The sequence below is a fragment of the Burkholderia sp. WP9 genome, from assembly GCF_900104795.1.
Lineage (GTDB): Bacteria > Pseudomonadota > Gammaproteobacteria > Burkholderiales > Burkholderiaceae > Paraburkholderia.
This window is the reverse complement of sequence record NZ_FNTG01000003.1, coordinates 20,140-35,171: the sequence shown is the minus strand read 5'-3', so window position 1 is coordinate 35,171 and position 15,032 is coordinate 20,140. Positions and strand designations below refer to the sequence as shown.

15 protein-coding genes and 1 pseudogene are annotated in these 15,032 nt (G+C 61.5%); 1 reads left to right on the top strand and 15 read right to left on the bottom strand.

Annotation, left to right across the window (positions count from 1 at the left end):
- Positions 1-145: 145 nt before the first annotated feature.
- The 14 genes from BLW71_RS37410 to BLW71_RS41295 all read right to left on the bottom strand — a co-directional run bounded on the left by BLW71_RS37410 (position 146) and on the right by BLW71_RS41295 (position 13,934).
- Positions 146-1,945 carry a TadE/TadG family type IV pilus assembly protein gene (locus BLW71_RS37410; protein WP_286162244.1) on the bottom strand — a complete coding sequence of 600 codons (1,800 nt, stop codon included), beginning with the start codon at positions 1,943-1,945 and terminating at the stop codon, positions 146-148.
- Positions 1,946-1,995: 50 nt separating this feature from the next.
- Positions 1,996-2,679: a TadE/TadG family type IV pilus assembly protein gene (locus tag BLW71_RS37405; protein WP_286162243.1), complete on the bottom strand. Its 684-nt coding sequence runs from the start codon at positions 2,677-2,679 to the stop codon at positions 1,996-1,998.
- Positions 2,676-3,155, bottom strand: a complete 480-nt coding sequence (locus tag BLW71_RS37400; RefSeq protein WP_091809400.1) for a TadE/TadG family type IV pilus assembly protein — start codon at positions 3,153-3,155, stop codon at positions 2,676-2,678. The genes BLW71_RS37405 and BLW71_RS37400 overlap by 4 nt, the downstream gene beginning before the upstream one ends.
- 29 nt (positions 3,156-3,184) lie before the next feature.
- Positions 3,185-3,904 (bottom strand): tetratricopeptide repeat protein, encoded by a 720-nt coding sequence (locus BLW71_RS37395; protein WP_286162242.1) that lies wholly within the window; start codon positions 3,902-3,904, stop codon positions 3,185-3,187.
- Between the two features lie 188 nt (positions 3,905-4,092).
- Entirely contained in the window at positions 4,093-5,055 is a 963-nt protein-coding gene (locus BLW71_RS37390; protein ID WP_091809396.1) for a type II secretion system F family protein, read from the bottom strand.
- Positions 5,052-6,026: a type II secretion system F family protein gene (locus BLW71_RS37385; RefSeq protein ID WP_091809393.1), complete on the bottom strand. Its 975-nt coding sequence runs from the start codon at positions 6,024-6,026 to the stop codon at positions 5,052-5,054. The genes BLW71_RS37390 and BLW71_RS37385 overlap by 4 nt, the downstream gene beginning before the upstream one ends.
- A complete protein-coding gene (locus tag BLW71_RS37380) occupies positions 6,023-7,414 on the bottom strand; it encodes a TadA family conjugal transfer-associated ATPase (RefSeq protein ID WP_091809390.1) in 1,392 nt (463 codons plus the stop codon). The genes BLW71_RS37385 and BLW71_RS37380 overlap by 4 nt, the downstream gene beginning before the upstream one ends.
- Positions 7,414-8,634, bottom strand: coding sequence for a CpaE/TadZ family protein (locus BLW71_RS37375; RefSeq protein ID WP_091809387.1), 1,221 nt, complete (start codon positions 8,632-8,634; stop codon positions 7,414-7,416). The genes BLW71_RS37380 and BLW71_RS37375 overlap by 1 nt, the downstream gene beginning before the upstream one ends.
- 27 nt (positions 8,635-8,661) lie before the next feature.
- On the bottom strand, positions 8,662-9,036 hold the full coding sequence (locus BLW71_RS37370) for a CpaD family pilus assembly lipoprotein (protein WP_091809384.1): 375 nt from the start codon (positions 9,034-9,036) through the stop codon (positions 8,662-8,664).
- A 22-nt stretch (positions 9,037-9,058) separates the two neighbouring features.
- Positions 9,059-10,564: a type II and III secretion system protein family protein gene (locus tag BLW71_RS37365; protein WP_502686869.1), complete on the bottom strand. Its 1,506-nt coding sequence runs from the start codon at positions 10,562-10,564 to the stop codon at positions 9,059-9,061.
- Between the two features lie 52 nt (positions 10,565-10,616).
- Positions 10,617-11,564 carry a Flp pilus assembly protein CpaB gene (gene cpaB, locus BLW71_RS37360; protein ID WP_091809382.1) on the bottom strand — a complete coding sequence of 316 codons (948 nt, stop codon included), beginning with the start codon at positions 11,562-11,564 and terminating at the stop codon, positions 10,617-10,619.
- 12 nt (positions 11,565-11,576) lie between these two features.
- Complete coding sequence (locus BLW71_RS37355; RefSeq protein WP_286162241.1) at positions 11,577-12,137, bottom strand: A24 family peptidase; 561 nt, start codon at positions 12,135-12,137, stop codon at positions 11,577-11,579.
- Positions 12,138-12,161: 24 nt separating this feature from the next.
- Positions 12,162-12,341: a Flp family type IVb pilin gene (locus BLW71_RS37350; RefSeq protein ID WP_091809377.1), complete on the bottom strand. Its 180-nt coding sequence runs from the start codon at positions 12,339-12,341 to the stop codon at positions 12,162-12,164.
- Between the two features lie 1,317 nt (positions 12,342-13,658).
- Positions 13,659-13,934, bottom strand: a complete 276-nt coding sequence (locus tag BLW71_RS41295) for a hypothetical protein (protein WP_143048432.1) — start codon at positions 13,932-13,934, stop codon at positions 13,659-13,661.
- Positions 13,935-14,160: 226 nt separating this feature from the next.
- On the opposite strand from BLW71_RS41295, the gene BLW71_RS41865 reads away from it, so the two are divergent.
- Positions 14,161-14,337 carry a hypothetical protein gene (locus tag BLW71_RS41865; protein ID WP_177205209.1) on the top strand — a complete coding sequence of 59 codons (177 nt, stop codon included), beginning with the start codon at positions 14,161-14,163 and terminating at the stop codon, positions 14,335-14,337.
- A gap of 253 nt (positions 14,338-14,590) precedes the next feature.
- Here BLW71_RS41865 and BLW71_RS42540 read toward each other — a convergent pair.
- A pseudogene (locus BLW71_RS42540) lies at positions 14,591-14,725 on the bottom strand (IS66-like element accessory protein TnpA); the annotation flags it as partial.
- Between the last annotated feature and the right edge of the window lie 307 nt (positions 14,726-15,032).

Here is a 15,032-nt window from a genome sequence, read left to right as displayed (position 1 = left end):
GGTTGCTGGTAAAGCATCTGCGCCTTAACGATGCATCTGTCAATGCCATCAAGGAGTCGCAAAAGACGTCTTCGTTGCACGTGTCGACGTCCTGATTCTTTCTCACGCAAAACCCCGGTGCCGATCGACGCACTGCCTTCCTCCCTCACTGGGTCAATCGAAGCACACCGAGGCTGCTCGCGATCTGCTGGAAGATCGCGTTCAGCGTCGCGTTGGTCGGCGCGTGATAGTAGTTCCCCGGTGACGCGCAACTTTGCATCATGGCCTGGGCAGCGACACTGGTCGCGTCGGTGCCATACGTGCCGAACGTGATCGCGTAGATGATGATGCCGTCGTTTTTCATTGCCGTGCAGACAGCGAGCTGGAACGCGTTGACGTCGCTCACCGATGCGGCCGAGCCATTGGAGAGCGAGCTGCCGTCCGTCGGGCGCGTCACGGTGGGCGCTTGCAAAGCACTGTTTCCCACCCCGGTCAGACCGTTGAACGAGGGCATCGGCATGATGCCGTTAGCCGAGCCCGGATCGTTCTCGCCGTCGGTCAGCACGATTGCCACGCGCTGCAAGCCCTGGGTCGTCTCGGGAAGCGGCAGGTTGTTATTCGTGGAGACCCAACCATTGCCGCCCGACACGGCGTTCGACCAGCTCGACGACAACATCCGCCAGCCCCACAGCAGACCCGTCGGAATCAGCGTCGAGCCTGCCGCCTGCATGTTGTTGATTGCGGTGGTCAGCGTAGTCGCCGATTGAGTAAGGAATTTGACCGGCGCAATCGTGCACGGACTACCCGATCCGTTGATGTTGCCGTTCTGGTCGTACACGTAATAGCTGGGTTTGGTCGTGGTGGGCTGGGCCCAGGCGGCGGCGACCCCCGAGCCGGTACCCACACTGCAGGCCGTGGTCGAACCGTTGGTCTGGATGCTCAATGGAACGCCGGCGACCTTCGTCACATTCGATGCAACGCAACCCTTGGTGGCGTTTTTGCCGGAACCTACGGTGGCGCTCAAGCTGTTGACGGTGCTGACGGTGAAGCCCGTTTTCGGCACGTTGTAGTAAAAGGGCGTGAAGCCTGGATTACTGGCTGGCGCATAGGCCAGCGGATACATGTTGTTCGTCTTGTTCTCGCGCGGCTCGACCGGGCAGCCACCCCAGCCCGATCCGGTCACGCCCGACTTCACGGCCATCGACACACCGGTCGGGTTATAGCTGAAAGTCGGCGACAACCAGCTTCCGCTGGAAAGCAGCGCGCCGTTCACGTTCACCATGGTCGTGAACGGCACCAGCCCGACATAGGACTGGTTATTCGCCACGCCCAGCACGCTGCTCACCAGATTGGCAGCGGCCGTGCGCAGGCCCGCGATCTTAGTACCTTGGGTTTTGTCGGTGCTGGCGTTGTCCGCCATCGAGCCGGTGTTGTCGAGTATCAGCGCCAGTTCGAGCAGGCTGTTTGGCTGGCGTAGCACGGTGTTGCTGGCCGCGATGGTCACGTAATCGCCCGACGGGCCCGAGCCCGAACCTGAACCGGAGCCTGAACCGCTGCCCGCCGAGGCCGTGCCGAAGATGATCGGAGCAAGAAGCGGTGCGGAACCCGTCGCGGAAAGCTTGATGGTCTGTCCAGTGGAAGGCGTGCCGCTGAGCGTCGCCGAAAACTGCGCGTCCGGCATGCTGAATTCCATATAGCCGGACGGCATGTTCGCGTTGTAGTAGGCGCGCGCATCGGCCTGCCATTGTGAGACGGACAGGCCGGTATGCGTGAGATCGACACCCGACGACAGCGAGGCGACATCGAGCGCCATCTGCACGCGCGTTTGCGTGATCTCATAGTGAATAGTATCGATCGCCGTGCACATCGAGCCGACCATCAGCGTCGCGCACAGCGCAAACATGACGGTAATCGCGCCTTCGTCACCCTTGAGCAGGGACGAGACGGTTCGTGGCTGTTCGGGCACCTGGTAAACGCCAGATCGCGAGGCGCGCCGCGGTGAAATGACACGGCGCATCATGATGCCGCCGCCAGTTTGAACGGCGCGGCCACGCGCGGACGCACATAGACGCGTTCGTAGATGGTCTGCATGCCAGGCGCTTTTGTCCAGAATGGCAGGGTCATGGAAAACGGCGTGTAGTTATAGAACACCTCGACCACAATGGCTGAATCGCCGTTACGAAACGGCCATGTGGCCGGCAGCAGATTGCCGGTGGTTTCCCGCGACTTCATCCCGGATAAGGTCCACGGCGCAGCCTGCTGCCATAGCTGCATCGGCGTGCCGGACGCCATCGTCGGATTGGTCACGGGAGCACAGCCGCTCCCTGAATCGCAGATCGACGTAACAATCACCCCTCCATTCGCCTTCAGCGCAGCAGGCGAGGCAATCAACGTCGCCGCGTTCCAGATCGAACCCAGATTGTTCGACGCACTAGTGGACGGATCGTTGATGACCTGTTGCATCTGTCCCAGCGAGTCAGCCAGCGTGAAAGCCGTGTGTTCAACCAGGCTCACGGTCCGCATATACAGGTAGATCTCGCTGAAGCCAAGCATGACCAGCAGCATCAGCGGCACGATGAACACGAACTCGAAGGCTACGACGCCGCGATCCGAGCGCAGCAGCAGGCGCAAGCCCACGCGCAAGCGTGCGGACAAAGAGCGATGGGCGCGGGGCGGCGGGGTGTTTGACGTGCGTTTCATTTTTCGTTCTGCACGAGATAGATGCGTTGGAACACCATCGGCATGGGCACACCAAAATATTTCGGCAAGCCGGTGAAGCCCTTCGGCAGGCTGACGACGATCTGATAGGACACGACATCGCCCAAGCCGCCCAGACCGGTTTGATAGTTGGGCGTCCCGACGTTGTTGTAGCTCCCGTAGTCGAGTGTGGTGATGCTCACCGTGGCGCCGATGTTCTTCCAGAGTCCCAGAGTGGCCATCACGATGGCCTGCGCCTGACTCGCGCGCGTCCCCGTGGCTGGCGCGGTCGTGGTCAGGCCCATACGTGATGCGTTTTCGGCTGCGATCTGCACGGACGCGTCGACGATCATGTCCAGTGCGAGCTCGACGGTGCCGAGCACGAAGAAAAACACGAACGGCGATAGAACCGCGAACTCGATGGCTGAGCTTCCGCGATCGTCTGCCCACGCACCCGGCCAGCGTAACGAGCGCAGCATGCGACGAGAGCGCCACCAGGCCGGGCCCTTCATGGCAATGCCGATGTCTGCACCGCCGCGTTCGGCACCGCCAACGCGCCGGTCTTGCCGGATTGCGACGAGAGCCTCGCGCGCTGAATCGCGTAGAAGCGCAAGTTGTCCTGCACCGACGCCTTCGGCAAATCCTGACTCAGGATTTCCGCGGCCGCCTCCGTGTTGCCGAGCATGCCATAAGCCAGCGCGAGGTCCTGCCGGGCCTGCGAGGGCGCCGCCGGATAACGCGTCACGTCGAGCAGCACGTTGGCGCCTTCGCGCGGATTACCGCTCAAAATCAGCGACAATCCGAGATTCACGCTCAGCATCGGATCGCCAGGGTTTTTGTTCAATGCGTCCCGCAGCACGGCCTGCGCGCCCAGGTGATCGCCTGTGAGGTCGAACGCTGCACCGAGGCCAGCCAACGCCATCGGATCGTCGGGTGTCATCTTAAGAACGCGCTGATAGGTGGCAATTGCGGCGTCGAAGCGGCGCTGGTGAATAGCGACACGTGCCATGCCGATCAGCGGCGCGGTCGCCGCCGGATCGATCTGGCTCGCGTGGTCGTAGTAGACCCCGGCCCGCGTGAAGTCGCCCACCGCGTAAAGTGTATTGCCGAGCCCGGTCAAGCCCTCGACCGAACGCGGATCGGCCTTCACGATCTTGTCGTACAGCGTTGTCGCCAGTTCGAGGTTGCCCGAGTCGAGTGCGGTATCCGCGATGCGAAGCTCGCTCATGCTGCTCGGCGTCGAGTTCCGCGTGACGGGCCGCGTCTCGAAGACACGCTGGGTCGTCGTGGTACAGGCAGCGGTTGCCGTCAGCAGTGATACGCCGCAGGCAACCAGCCCAGTGTGCCGGGCAATGCGCAGGAGCTTTGCTCCCCGCGCGGAGAGTGTATGTCGGGCGACGGTGAGGTGAGCGTTTTTCATTGTTTGGAGAGCGCGTCCATCAGTTGAATAACGGCCGGGCCAGCCGCGATCGCGACGACTGCGGGAAGAATGAACAGCATCATCGGCACGACCATCTTCGGCGCGAGCTTGGCGGCCTTCTCTTCCAGCGACACAATGTGCGCGAGGCGCTCCGTACGCGACAGCGTGCGCAGTGCCTGCGTGATTGGCGTGCCGTAACGCATGGATTGGGTCAGCGTGGAAATCAGCGCGCGGATCGACGGCAGGTTGATGCGCTCGGCTAACCCGTGCAGCGCGCGCGTGCTGTCGCCGGAAAGTTTCAGCTCGTCGGCGGTCAGCGCAAATTCGCTTGCGAGCGGCGGACAGATTGTCTCGAGTTCGTCGGCGACGCGCCGGATGCTCACGCCGAGACTGTTGCCGGCGTTCGTGCAGATCACGAGCAGGTCGAGCGCGTCGGGCAGGCACCCCGCCATCGCCTTGCGACGTCGCGATGCACGAAACGCCATGATGTATTCGGGGATGATCATCCCGGTGATGAACACGAAGAGCATCATCGCGCCGCGAATGGCCGGATACGCGCCAATGACCGGAATGTGCGAGCCCAGCATGACCGTCAGCGCGGCACAGATCAGGCCGACCGCGAATTTGACCGCGAGCATGATCGATACGGCGGCCCGACTGCGATAGCCGCTCTGCAGCATTTCCTTCTGCAGCTTCAGGCGGTATTTCGCATCGAAAAGCGGAAGGCGGTCGCCGATGATTGTCAGGCGGCGCACGAGGCGATGACGAAACGCGCTCCCGTTCTCAATTTCCTCAATTGCCGTACCGTCCACGCGCTGGGTGATCGCGGCCTGCCGGGCGCGCTCGGCGATCTTTCCACGCCTGCCGCCGTGCTTTGTCGCCCACCAGATCGCAAGCGCGGCGAACAGCGCGAGCAGCATGAGCAGGTTGATCAATGTTTCGACGTTGGCCTGGCTCATCGTGACGTATCCAGTTTGGACATCTTGCCGATCAGCAGCAGCCCGAACATCATGGAGATCGCGCCGAAGGTCAGGAGTTTCTGTCCTGGCTGCGTTTTGAACAGAATAAAGAGATAATTTCGATTCAGGGCATACATGGCCAGCATGATGACCGCCGGAATGCAAGCCATGATCTTGGTCGTGATGCGGGCTTCGCCGGTTAGCGCCTTCGTTTTCTGGCGGATCTCGCGCCGGGTCCGGACGATCGTAGCCAGACCCTCGAGCGTCTCGCCGAGCTGGCCGCCCGTTTCACGCTGCAGCAGCAAACAGACGCAGAAGAACGAGAAGTCTGCGATTTCGATGCGCCTGACCGCGACCGCCAGCACTTCTTCCAGATCGAGACCCATCTGGAGCGAATCGCTCATCAATTTGAACTCGTGACCTATCGGCTCGGCGCACTCGCTCGACACGGTACCGATGACCTGCGTCACTGGGACGCCCGCCCGCACCGCGCGCACGATCAGATCGATCACGTCCGGAAAACCATCGAGAAAGCGCCGGCGAAAGCGCTGGACCAGAAAACCATACGAGCGGACTACCGCGAACGCAGGTAACCCGAGAACAAGCAGCGGCCTGGCAAAGACGGGTAGCGGCATGAATTGCGTCATCAGCAGGGCGACCAGTTCGCCAGCCACACCTGCCGCAAACACGACGCGAATGCCGTTCTTCCCGGCAACGGTCCGAAGGCGTGCCGCCTTCGGACCGTACCAGTGGCTGAACACGTTTTCTCTTTTGCTGACCGTGAACAGGTCCGTGTCGTATGCCTTGACATCCCTGGTTCGGACGCTATGTGCGGAGAACGTCGCCTCCATGCGCGCCTTGATCCTCGCGTGCGGCTGCTTTTTGCGCATGTCCTGCGCGGTCAGCCACATCACGCCGAGCATGAGTACAAGGATGAAAGCGCAAACCGTCAGGAGGTCGACCCGGCTCATGGCTTCATCGCCTCCAGCAACGCGTCCTCGAGCCCGTAATACGCCGCGCGCGCGGAGAACGCCGGCCGCACCAGCGCCGATTCGTAAACGCCCTTGACCTCTTCGCTATAGGCAGTCGCGTCGTAGCGAAACGTGAACAGGTCCTGGGTAATGATGACGTCGCCTTCCATGCCGACAAGTTCGGTGATCCGCGTCACGCGGCGCATGCCGTCACGCATCCGCTCGATCTGCACGATCAGGTGCACTGCGCTCGCGATCTGCCGGCGTATGGACAGAAGCGGCAGATTGCCGTTCGCCATCATCACCATGCTCTCGAGGCGCGTGATACCGTCGCGCGGCGTGTTCGCATGGATCGTGGTCATTGAGCCATCGTGGCCCGTGTTCATCGCCTGCAAAACGTCGAAGGCTTCCGGGCCGCGCGTTTCACCGAGGATGATCCGGTCGGGCCGCATCCGCAGCGCGTTACGCACAAGATCGCGCTGTGCGACACCGCCGAGCCCTTCGGCATTCTCCGGCCGCGTCTCGAGGCTCACGACGTGCGGCTGCACGAGCTGCAGTTCGGCCGCATCCTCGATGGTGATGGTGCGCTCACCGAGCCCGATGAAATGCGACAGCGCGTTGAGCAGCGTCGTCTTGCCGGAGCCCGTGCCGCCTGAAACAATGATATTGAGCCGGCAGGTGCTCGCAAGCTTGAGCAGGTTCGCCATTTGCTGCGACATGTTGCCCTGCTGCGCCATCCGGTGAAGCGTGATGTTGCGCTTCGAAAACTTACGGATCGAGATGGTCGCACCATGGATCGCGAGCGGCGGAAGCACGACGTTGACCCGGCTGCCGTCTGCCAGACGCGCGTCGACCATCGGGCTGCTTTCGTCGACGCGCCGTCCGACCCCTGCCGCGATCCGCTGTGCCACGTTGACCACGTGCGTGTTGTCGCGAAACTTGTAGGGCGTGAGTTCGAGCCGGCCGTGGCGTTCGACGTAGACCTGATCCGGTCCGTTGACGAGCACGTCAGTAATGGTTTCATCGGCGAGCAATGGTTCGATCGGCCCCAGACCGAACATGTCGTTCAGCAGTTCACCGACGATCTGCCCCTGCTCGGAAATCGTGATGTTCAGATGCTCGCGCTCGGCAATTTCCAGCACGAGCTGTTCGACACCGGGCTTCATCTGCTCGCGCGTCCTGCCGACTGCGGCGGAGGCGTTCATCAAGCTGAAAACGCCGGTCCGGATCGTCTTGAACAGCTCCGACCTGACCAGCGTCTCATTGCCGCCCGGCGCGTGGACAGCAACCACGGCGGGTGCCGCCGTCGCTTCGATCACGGCGACGGTTTCCGCGGCTGCAGAATCGTCTGTCGTGGCGGACGTGCGTGTCTGTTTTTGCCCGAACATCAGCTTCTCCTGAGTTTGAGTTTCTGGAAGAAGGTGCGTTCAGCCGCCGAGGGCTGACCGGTAAGGTCATGGCCGATTCGCGTGATGGTCTGGTTGAAGCCGTGCGGCACCTTTTCGATCGGCGCCTCGCCAAGGTTCTCCGCAATCGAGATCGCCCTGGCTTCGAACGGAATCTCATACAATGCGGCACGTCCGACGGCCGACGTAAAGTCGGCCGCCTGAACCTTGCCGGCGCTCGCGGCGTTCGGGTTGTTCAGCAGCAGCGAGGTGGGCGGATTGTTGTCGCGGTCCTCGATAAAGCGCAGCAGGCGGATCGTCTCGCGAGTCGAGTGCACTGAACGGTCGGCGATCAGATAGACGCGCGCCGCAAAATCGAACGCATCGCCCGCAAGGGGATCGGTCATCTTGTCGACGTCGAGAATCACATAATGGAAGCTGTCGCACAGCAGCTCGAGCACGCGTCCGAGCGCGTCGCTCTCGAAAGGCTGGACGCTCCCGTAAGCGAGTTCGGCGGATAGCATGAAGAGCCGCGCGCCTTTCGCCACGAGCGTGCGCTCCACGTATTGCGGATCCAGCCGGTGCACGTTTTGCAGCACGTCAGTCAGGCCGTTGTTGCTCTGGATGCCGAGCATGCTGTTCGCCGCCCCGCCGTACAGGTTCAGATCGACATAGGCGACCCGGCGGTGCGTGTCCTCGGCTAGATGCCGGGCCACGTTGAGCGCGACCGTCGTCGTGCCGACCCCGCCGCGCGTTCCCGCGAACGCGATCGTCTTACCGGCACGGGCCAGCATTACGGGGCTGACCTTGCCCTCGGTGACGTTCACGGTCCGCTTGAGCAGTTCCACCGTGAGGGGTTTGACCAGATAGTCGCGTACGCCGATCTTCAGCAGACTGCGGAACAGGCCGACGTCGTTGCGCTCCCCGAGCGCCACGACCTGAACCGACGGCTCGCACACTTCCGCCAGCCGGCCGAGGTCCGAGAGCGGCATCACCGAGTCGTGCAGGTCAACCAGCAGGAATTGCGGCGAGCGTTCAATCTTCGACAGATACGCAATCGCGTCGCTGACACCGCCGATCGCGACATGCGTATGCGGCATGGCCTGATCGAGCACGAAGCTCCTGAGCACCTGTTCGGTCTTTCGATCGTTGACGAACGCAATGAAATCCGCGACCCGGGTGGCGGTGTTGCCCTTGGTGAGATTGAAGTCAGTCGTGCTCATGCTGTTCTTCCGTGAGTGTTGCTTGCGTCACTTGGAATCGCGCGACGTGCCGGTGTCGAGCGGAATCACATGGCCGGTTTCGTAGCGATGCACCGCGCTCGCCGCGACGGCAGCGTCGGCTGGACCGAGCGGCTGTGGCTTGACGAGGTCCTGCGGATGTGCGACCTGCGCCGCGAGATTGGTGTAGGTCGCACACCCCCACTCCATGCTCGGGCGGTGCCAGCCCGCATCCGTCAACACCGAAGGGCGCGAAAGGCTCGCGCAATCGGGTGGCAACGCGGAGCGGCCGTCGAAGCCTATCGCCGACTGATCGGGCATGCTGCGCGGCGGCTTGAAGCATCCGCTGACACTGGCCGCACCAGCGCAGGCGAGAAAAAGCGTGAGAAGACGGACGGTTTTCATGATGTCGGACTCGATAAGCGGCTCAATAGACGTATCCGGCCGCGCCGACCAGACGCGGTTGGTCAGACGCAGAAGGTCCGTCGCCGGCCTGACGCCTGTAGCTGTATTCGATGTCGCTGCTGGGCGACACAAGCGATTCGAGCGGCGTGCGAAGTTTCGACGGATCGGTCGGCTCGACCAGATACGGCGTCACCATGATTACGAGCTCCGTCTTGTTGTTCTGGTAGTTCGTCGACGAAAACAGCTTGCCCAGGATCGGAATGGAACCCATACCCGGAATCTGCGAAATGATGTCGGTAGTATTGCTCTGCAACAGGCCGCCGATTGCGAAGCTCTGGCCGCTCCCCAGCTCGACGGTCGTATCCGCGCGGCGCACACTCAGCCCCGGAACCGTGATGCCCCCAGTCGTCACGCTCACCGATGTGTCGATCTGGCTCACCTCCGGACGTACCTTCAGACTGATGCGGTGATCGTTCAGCACGGTCGGCGTGAAATCGAGCTTCACACCGAACTGCTTGAATTCGACGGAGATCGCACCATTGGTCTGCGACACCGGAATGGGGAATTCACCACCCGCGAGAAAGCTGGCCGTCTGCCCAGACAACGCGACGAGATTCGGCTCCGCGAGAACGGTCAGCAGGCCTTCCTGGTTCAAAGCATCGACAAGCGCCTGGATATTGACGTTGTTGGTCTTGAACGCGCCGAACAGCGAAAACGCGTTGTTCGACGGGAGGTTCACCGGAAAGGTCGTCTGGCCCGTGGGTCCGACGATCGGCTGGTTCAGGTTATAGATCGGACGCCCGCTAAAGATGCCGCCGTAGAAATTGCCGACCGCACTGCCCATCGCCTGCCAGTTGATCCCCAACTGCTGCGTGACGTTCCGGTCCACCTCCGTGATGCGCACGCGCAACTGCACTTGTAGCGGACGGTCGATCGTCATCCGGTTGATCAGGACTTCCTTGTCCGCCAGATAGGGCGTGACGGCCTGCACGACGGCATCGGCGTCAGCGGGGTTGGCCGCTTTGCCGGAAAGCTGCAACGAGCCCTGACCCGTGCTCATCTGCACGTTCATGCCAGGAAAGCGAGCGGCGATCATGCTACGCAGGCCGTCCATGTCGCGTCCGACGACGACCATGCGCTGCACCAGTGTCCTGTTATTCGCGCCCAGCACATAGAGCGTCGTCGTACCGGTCTTCTTGCCCAGCACGAACACGGCCTTCGGCGACGGGACGTGAACGTCCGCGACCGTCGGGTCGGCGACAAAGACCGAGGTGGCGTCCTCGTTCAGACGTACCAGCGTGCCTTTGCCCGCGCTGATGTTCAGCGGCCCCGACGCGTAGTCCGGCATCCCGTCCGGCGCCACCGCGACAGTCCGGGCTACTGCGGCGTGCGACAAAGCGGCTGGCACCGCGCGGGCGGAGGTGGCGTGCGGCTTGACCGCATACGGGGGAGCCGCGAGCGCCGGTGCCGCGCACCATACCGCGCAAGCCATCACCCATGTTGCTTTGCAAATCGGACTGAACGGCATCTGACGTCTCTCTATCCTGGCGAATGGATCTGGTCCAGCGGTTTGAACGGCATCAGCGCGACGCGGGCATGGAAGGCAGCGGCGGTGACGCGCTGTCGCCTCCCGCGGCCGCGCTCGTCGTCGCGTCGGATTTCTCGGAGCCTCTGTAGATCGTGACCGGCCGCGGCGCGACGGGTGCGGGCGCTGCGGCGGCGACCTGGACCGCGCGCGAGCGCGGCAGATCGCGCACGGCGCGCGAGATGTCGCCGGCCCAAACCGGCGCAGGCTGCGCCGCGGAAGCAGCCATCGGAACCGCGGGGTCGCGCGAAGCCGTCGCGAAACTGCGCAACGCGAGCGACAGACTGCCGAGCCGCGCCGCGACGGACACGACCTCCCCCATCCGTGGCGTGACTTCCAGCGTGACGGTGCGGGCACGGTTGCCGACTACCTCCGGCGTGTCGCTGTTCTTCGGCCGCTTGATTTCCGACCCGACCGCCAGTACCCGGACGTGCTCGACGACGGTTTCGCTCGACACCGCAAGGTCAGGTAAATCGGTGCGGCGATCCATCTGCTGCGTCAGCAGCAGATCGACGTAGTCGCCCGGCTGGATCAGACCAGCGTTACCGGACACGTCGTCGACGGCCACCGACACGGCGCGCATTTCAGGTTTGAGCGTCGCCGCGAGAAAACCGGGGGCGCCCGGCAGGATCACGTCTTCGGCCACCAGAACGGTGCCGCTTGCTGCCGCATGGCGCAGCAACGCACCCTTCAGTTCCAGGGCGTCCGGCGCACCGGACACGATAGCGCCCGGCGGCACTTCCGCGACCGGCACTGGCTTCCAGCCGAGATCCTCGTCGCGCAGCAGAAGACCCTGCGGCAGGTCGGCCGCGCTGACCAGCACCTTCTGCGTATCGACGATGGGCTTCGACCGATGCGAACCGCTCGCGACGACCACGCGAACGATCAGCGCGATCATGAGCGCACCGACGATAAGCACGGCGAATTTAATGATGTTTGACATGGAGACGCCGTCCTATCGCTTCAGAATCAGGGGCAGCACGGCAGGCAGCACAATCACCAGGCCGCCGCCAAAGGCAAGCGCTACGCCGTACGGAACACCGCGCGCTCCCGAAAACATTGCCAGTGCCCGCAACGGCCACGAACGCTGCTCCGGTTTCATGTTTCGCGTGGCAAGACTGATCAGGGACACAACCGTCCCGATCATTGAAATCAGCGTCAAGGCCGGGAGCGCGAGACGCAGGCCGACCCACAGGAAAATGACTGCGGCAAGCTTCGCGTCGCCTCCGCCAAGCATCTTTGCGGCGAAGAGCGCAGCACAGACGAGGAAGACGCCTAGTGCCAACCCTAGATGGACCATCACCTGATCGAGGGTCAGCCGAAGGGTTGCCGCGTCCGCGAAAAACAGCGCGCCGACCGCCAGCACGACCCTGGTCGGCAAGCGCCGCGAATGAACGTCGATGACCGCGAGCCAGAGCAGCGCGCTCAGCACGACCAGACGGATGGCGAGAGACAATAGGTGCACAGTGTTGGTGGCATGAAATGAGGGAAGACCAGCGGAGGTCCGAACCAGCAACGCCCGGACCTCCGGCTTCGCCCGTTAGGGATTGCTCGCCGTTTTGATATTGGAGAGCAACGTGGTAAACAAGCCTTGGACGCCGGTGTTGAACGCCGTGCCAACCGCCGTCAGCGCCACCACAATGATGCCTGCCAGAATGGCGTATTCGATGGCGCTGACGCCACGCTCGTCACGAACAAATGCTTTAAGAAGTTTGCTCATTTAATTCCCCGAAAACAGATGGAAGGATTCGCCCGGGAAGACCAGGAACCGGGCGTTGCCAGCCGCATCCCACGCCCTTCTCGTCCAGATAAAGTGAATCGGCGAAAAACCACTGTTTCGCAATTCGAGCCGGGACGGCCAGCACAGGTTCTAACGGCAATGCAGAAAGAAACTTTAGCGATTTTTAACGAGAATTTCTTGGGCCGACGATATTTCGGGTAACTTTGCAAATCGTTCAGGAGTGTAAATCTGATGGTTTAACGTTTGCGAAGTCCATCCTGCCTGGAATATCCCAGTGAATAACCCGCGGCAAGTCAGTTCGGAAATTCGGAACGGATAAGTGTTTATCCTGGTGCGAAATCAGGACCATGAAGTTGCGCTGCCTTCGGCGGCCGGCAGATCATTTCGGATTTCTGCGCTTCAAAACGGAGTCAACGATTTCGCCTTGTCGGGTTCCGAGCGCAAACCCGACTGACAGGCAGCAGGGGCCCAGGCGACGGCGCGAGGTGTAACAAGGGGGATGGACAGAACATTCGCGACTTCGCGTGACAACCAGTGACGCCCGGCCCTGGCATCCTGGACTCGACGGGGGCCAATCAACGCAGGCATGGAACCCGCGATCATCAATCCCCTCAATCGAGCCATGCACAGATGAATAACGATACGCAAAACGTTTGCGCCAGCCCGTTCTGCCGACAACAGAGCCGGCCGGGCCAATAGCTGATCGAACATGGCGAACCTCCATGGTTGCGCGGATGTTCGACCACGAAACTGAGTTACTTATGTTGTGTCAAGTCACAAGATTGAGGCCACTATCGGGACCGTCGCACTCGCACGCAACATAAGTTTCTGCGCCATATGCCCGGCAACTGCATCAGCCTACAGCGCCCTTCATTTGAAGTCCTTCAGATCTGCCTGCGGGTGTTCGCCGGAGCGACTGGGCTGTATGTGAACCAGGCCGCTGGCGGCTCCTAATAGTACAGATTGTACAGTCGATCCCTGTAAAGGATGGCTTCGTCACACGACGTCGCTTCGTAGATGAGCCGGCCGTCGTACATAACGCACCTGTCCTGAACCATAAGTAATATTCCAAGGTCTCTTTGTGGGCTACCTGCCGCCGGATGCACCAGAGAGTGGATGTTGCTCCCGGCTTCAGTTAATTCGTTGCTCTTATTTGCGGAACCTGTTGAGTCTTCGCCCATCGAGTGATCACTCATCCCCGCGACATCATCGATTATTCGTTCTTTTATTGTCATTTTCCTTAGCCGCCTATAGAAAGGTCCGCATTCAGAGAACCGCCGCCACGTTTGCAGGAGCCTAGGTGGACGGCGTCCCCCGCGACATCACCTCAAGCTCGCGCCGCGCCCGCGCCAGTTCGCCACGCAGCTGCTCGCATTCCTGCACCAGCACGTCGTGGGTTTCGGTAAGAGTGGGGACGTTTTTCGTTACGGTAACGGATTTTGTGCGGGCGCCGTGCCGTGCCCGCCACGCGGCCTGACGTTCAGCGTTCGACAGCGCATCCGGTTTTCGTGGCCGGCCACGACCCCGTTTTTCCATGGTGCCGGTTACCTTGTCGCTTGCCGGTGCGCGCATGATCTGTCCTGATGTAGTTGACCATCTCTATTTTACGTTATTAGTAACGGAAATTTGATATTGTTACTAATAACGTTAATGTGGAGAGCGTCAAGCAGGACGTCCGCTCACCAGGTTTTATGTCACATCCGACGGGCTAAGCCCGGTCCGAAACATGACTCAGGTCGGCCGTTCAGCGTTCGGTCCACGCATCTAAAGTTTGGGTTGCTGGTGTCGTTAAAGTGACATGAACATCGATCCGCCACCCATTTCCGACGCACTTCTCCTTGAGCTCGGGGCCGTGATTACGACGCAGGAAGCGATTCGCAAGGCGAAGGGTTTCGGCCCGATCACGGAAAAGTCCAGTGAATTGAACGCGGAGGTCGTGAAGCTTCTGATGGCGTTTGACTCCAACTCACTATGACGTTCGTGCGTGTTCTCCTCATGACTAACGAAGCAATCCTGGGGGGAGCCTGTCCGCATCGTCCTGGCGGGACAGGTACCTTCAATATGCCGCGCGCTTGACAGACCGTGTATCCCTACGGCCGCCACTGGCATGGCTGCGGCCATAGTTAGCGACAGACTTTCTGTGGCGCGGCTTGCGCGTCGGTGTCGCTCCGCAATCGTCGGTATCTCCGCTCAAATTCCCCGATCCCGAGCGGTCGCTGAAAGAGGAAACCTGGCCGCAAGCACGCCTCGATCAGTCGGCGCTTACCCTCAGGGTCATACCTGCGCTTGCCGTTGGAGCATTCCCGAATGACCCGAAGTGGCAGAAAGTCAATCTCATCGTCGCTCATGGTTTGCGTCCGCAATGTAGGTTGCGGACGCAATCGTCGCCCTTAGAAGCCGACGAAGCCAGGTGTCCTCTGTTTGGCGCTTACCCGCCATCTGTAATAAAGGACCGGCTTAGCGATCTACGGACGCATGGCTCTTTGACTGTTCGCACAGCGTATAGCCGGATCATGATAATGCCGCGTCACTAGCATGTCCCCAAGCCGACGATCGTAAGGAAAAATGTGGGACGGCGTTGCGCCGCTCAGAGGGGAAATGTCTCCACCATGGTCCTTTCAGACTACCCGTTGAAGGGACGAAAAAAGCCCGCCGAAACGGTCATGATTG

Coding starts and splice junctions, on each gene's coding strand:
- BLW71_RS37405 (WP_286162243.1), bottom strand. CDS start 2,679: ATGAAACGCACGTCAAACACCCCGCCGCCCCGCGCCCATCGCTCTTTG.
- BLW71_RS37400 (WP_091809400.1), bottom strand. CDS start 3,155: ATGCTGCGCTCGTTACGCTGGCCGGGTGCGTGGGCAGACGATCGCGGA.
- BLW71_RS37395 (WP_286162242.1), bottom strand. CDS start 3,904: ATGAGCGAGCTTCGCATCGCGGATACCGCACTCGACTCGGGCAACCTC.
- BLW71_RS37390 (WP_091809396.1), bottom strand. CDS start 5,055: ATGAGCCAGGCCAACGTCGAAACATTGATCAACCTGCTCATGCTGCTC.
- BLW71_RS37385 (WP_091809393.1), bottom strand. CDS start 6,026: ATGAGCCGGGTCGACCTCCTGACGGTTTGCGCTTTCATCCTTGTACTC.
- BLW71_RS37380 (WP_091809390.1), bottom strand. CDS start 7,414: ATGTTCGGGCAAAAACAGACACGCACGTCCGCCACGACAGACGATTCT.
- BLW71_RS37375 (WP_091809387.1), bottom strand. CDS start 8,634: ATGAGCACGACTGACTTCAATCTCACCAAGGGCAACACCGCCACCCGG.
- BLW71_RS37370 (WP_091809384.1), bottom strand. CDS start 9,036: ATGAAAACCGTCCGTCTTCTCACGCTTTTTCTCGCCTGCGCTGGTGCG.
- BLW71_RS37365 (WP_502686869.1), bottom strand. CDS start 10,564: ATGCCGTTCAGTCCGATTTGCAAAGCAACATGGGTGATGGCTTGCGCG.
- cpaB (WP_091809382.1), bottom strand. CDS start 11,564: ATGTCAAACATCATTAAATTCGCCGTGCTTATCGTCGGTGCGCTCATG.
- BLW71_RS37350 (WP_091809377.1), bottom strand. CDS start 12,341: ATGAGCAAACTTCTTAAAGCATTTGTTCGTGACGAGCGTGGCGTCAGC.
- BLW71_RS41295 (WP_143048432.1), bottom strand. CDS start 13,934: ATGCGCGCACCGGCAAGCGACAAGGTAACCGGCACCATGGAAAAACGG.
- BLW71_RS41865 (WP_177205209.1), top strand. CDS start 14,161: ATGAACATCGATCCGCCACCCATTTCCGACGCACTTCTCCTTGAGCTC.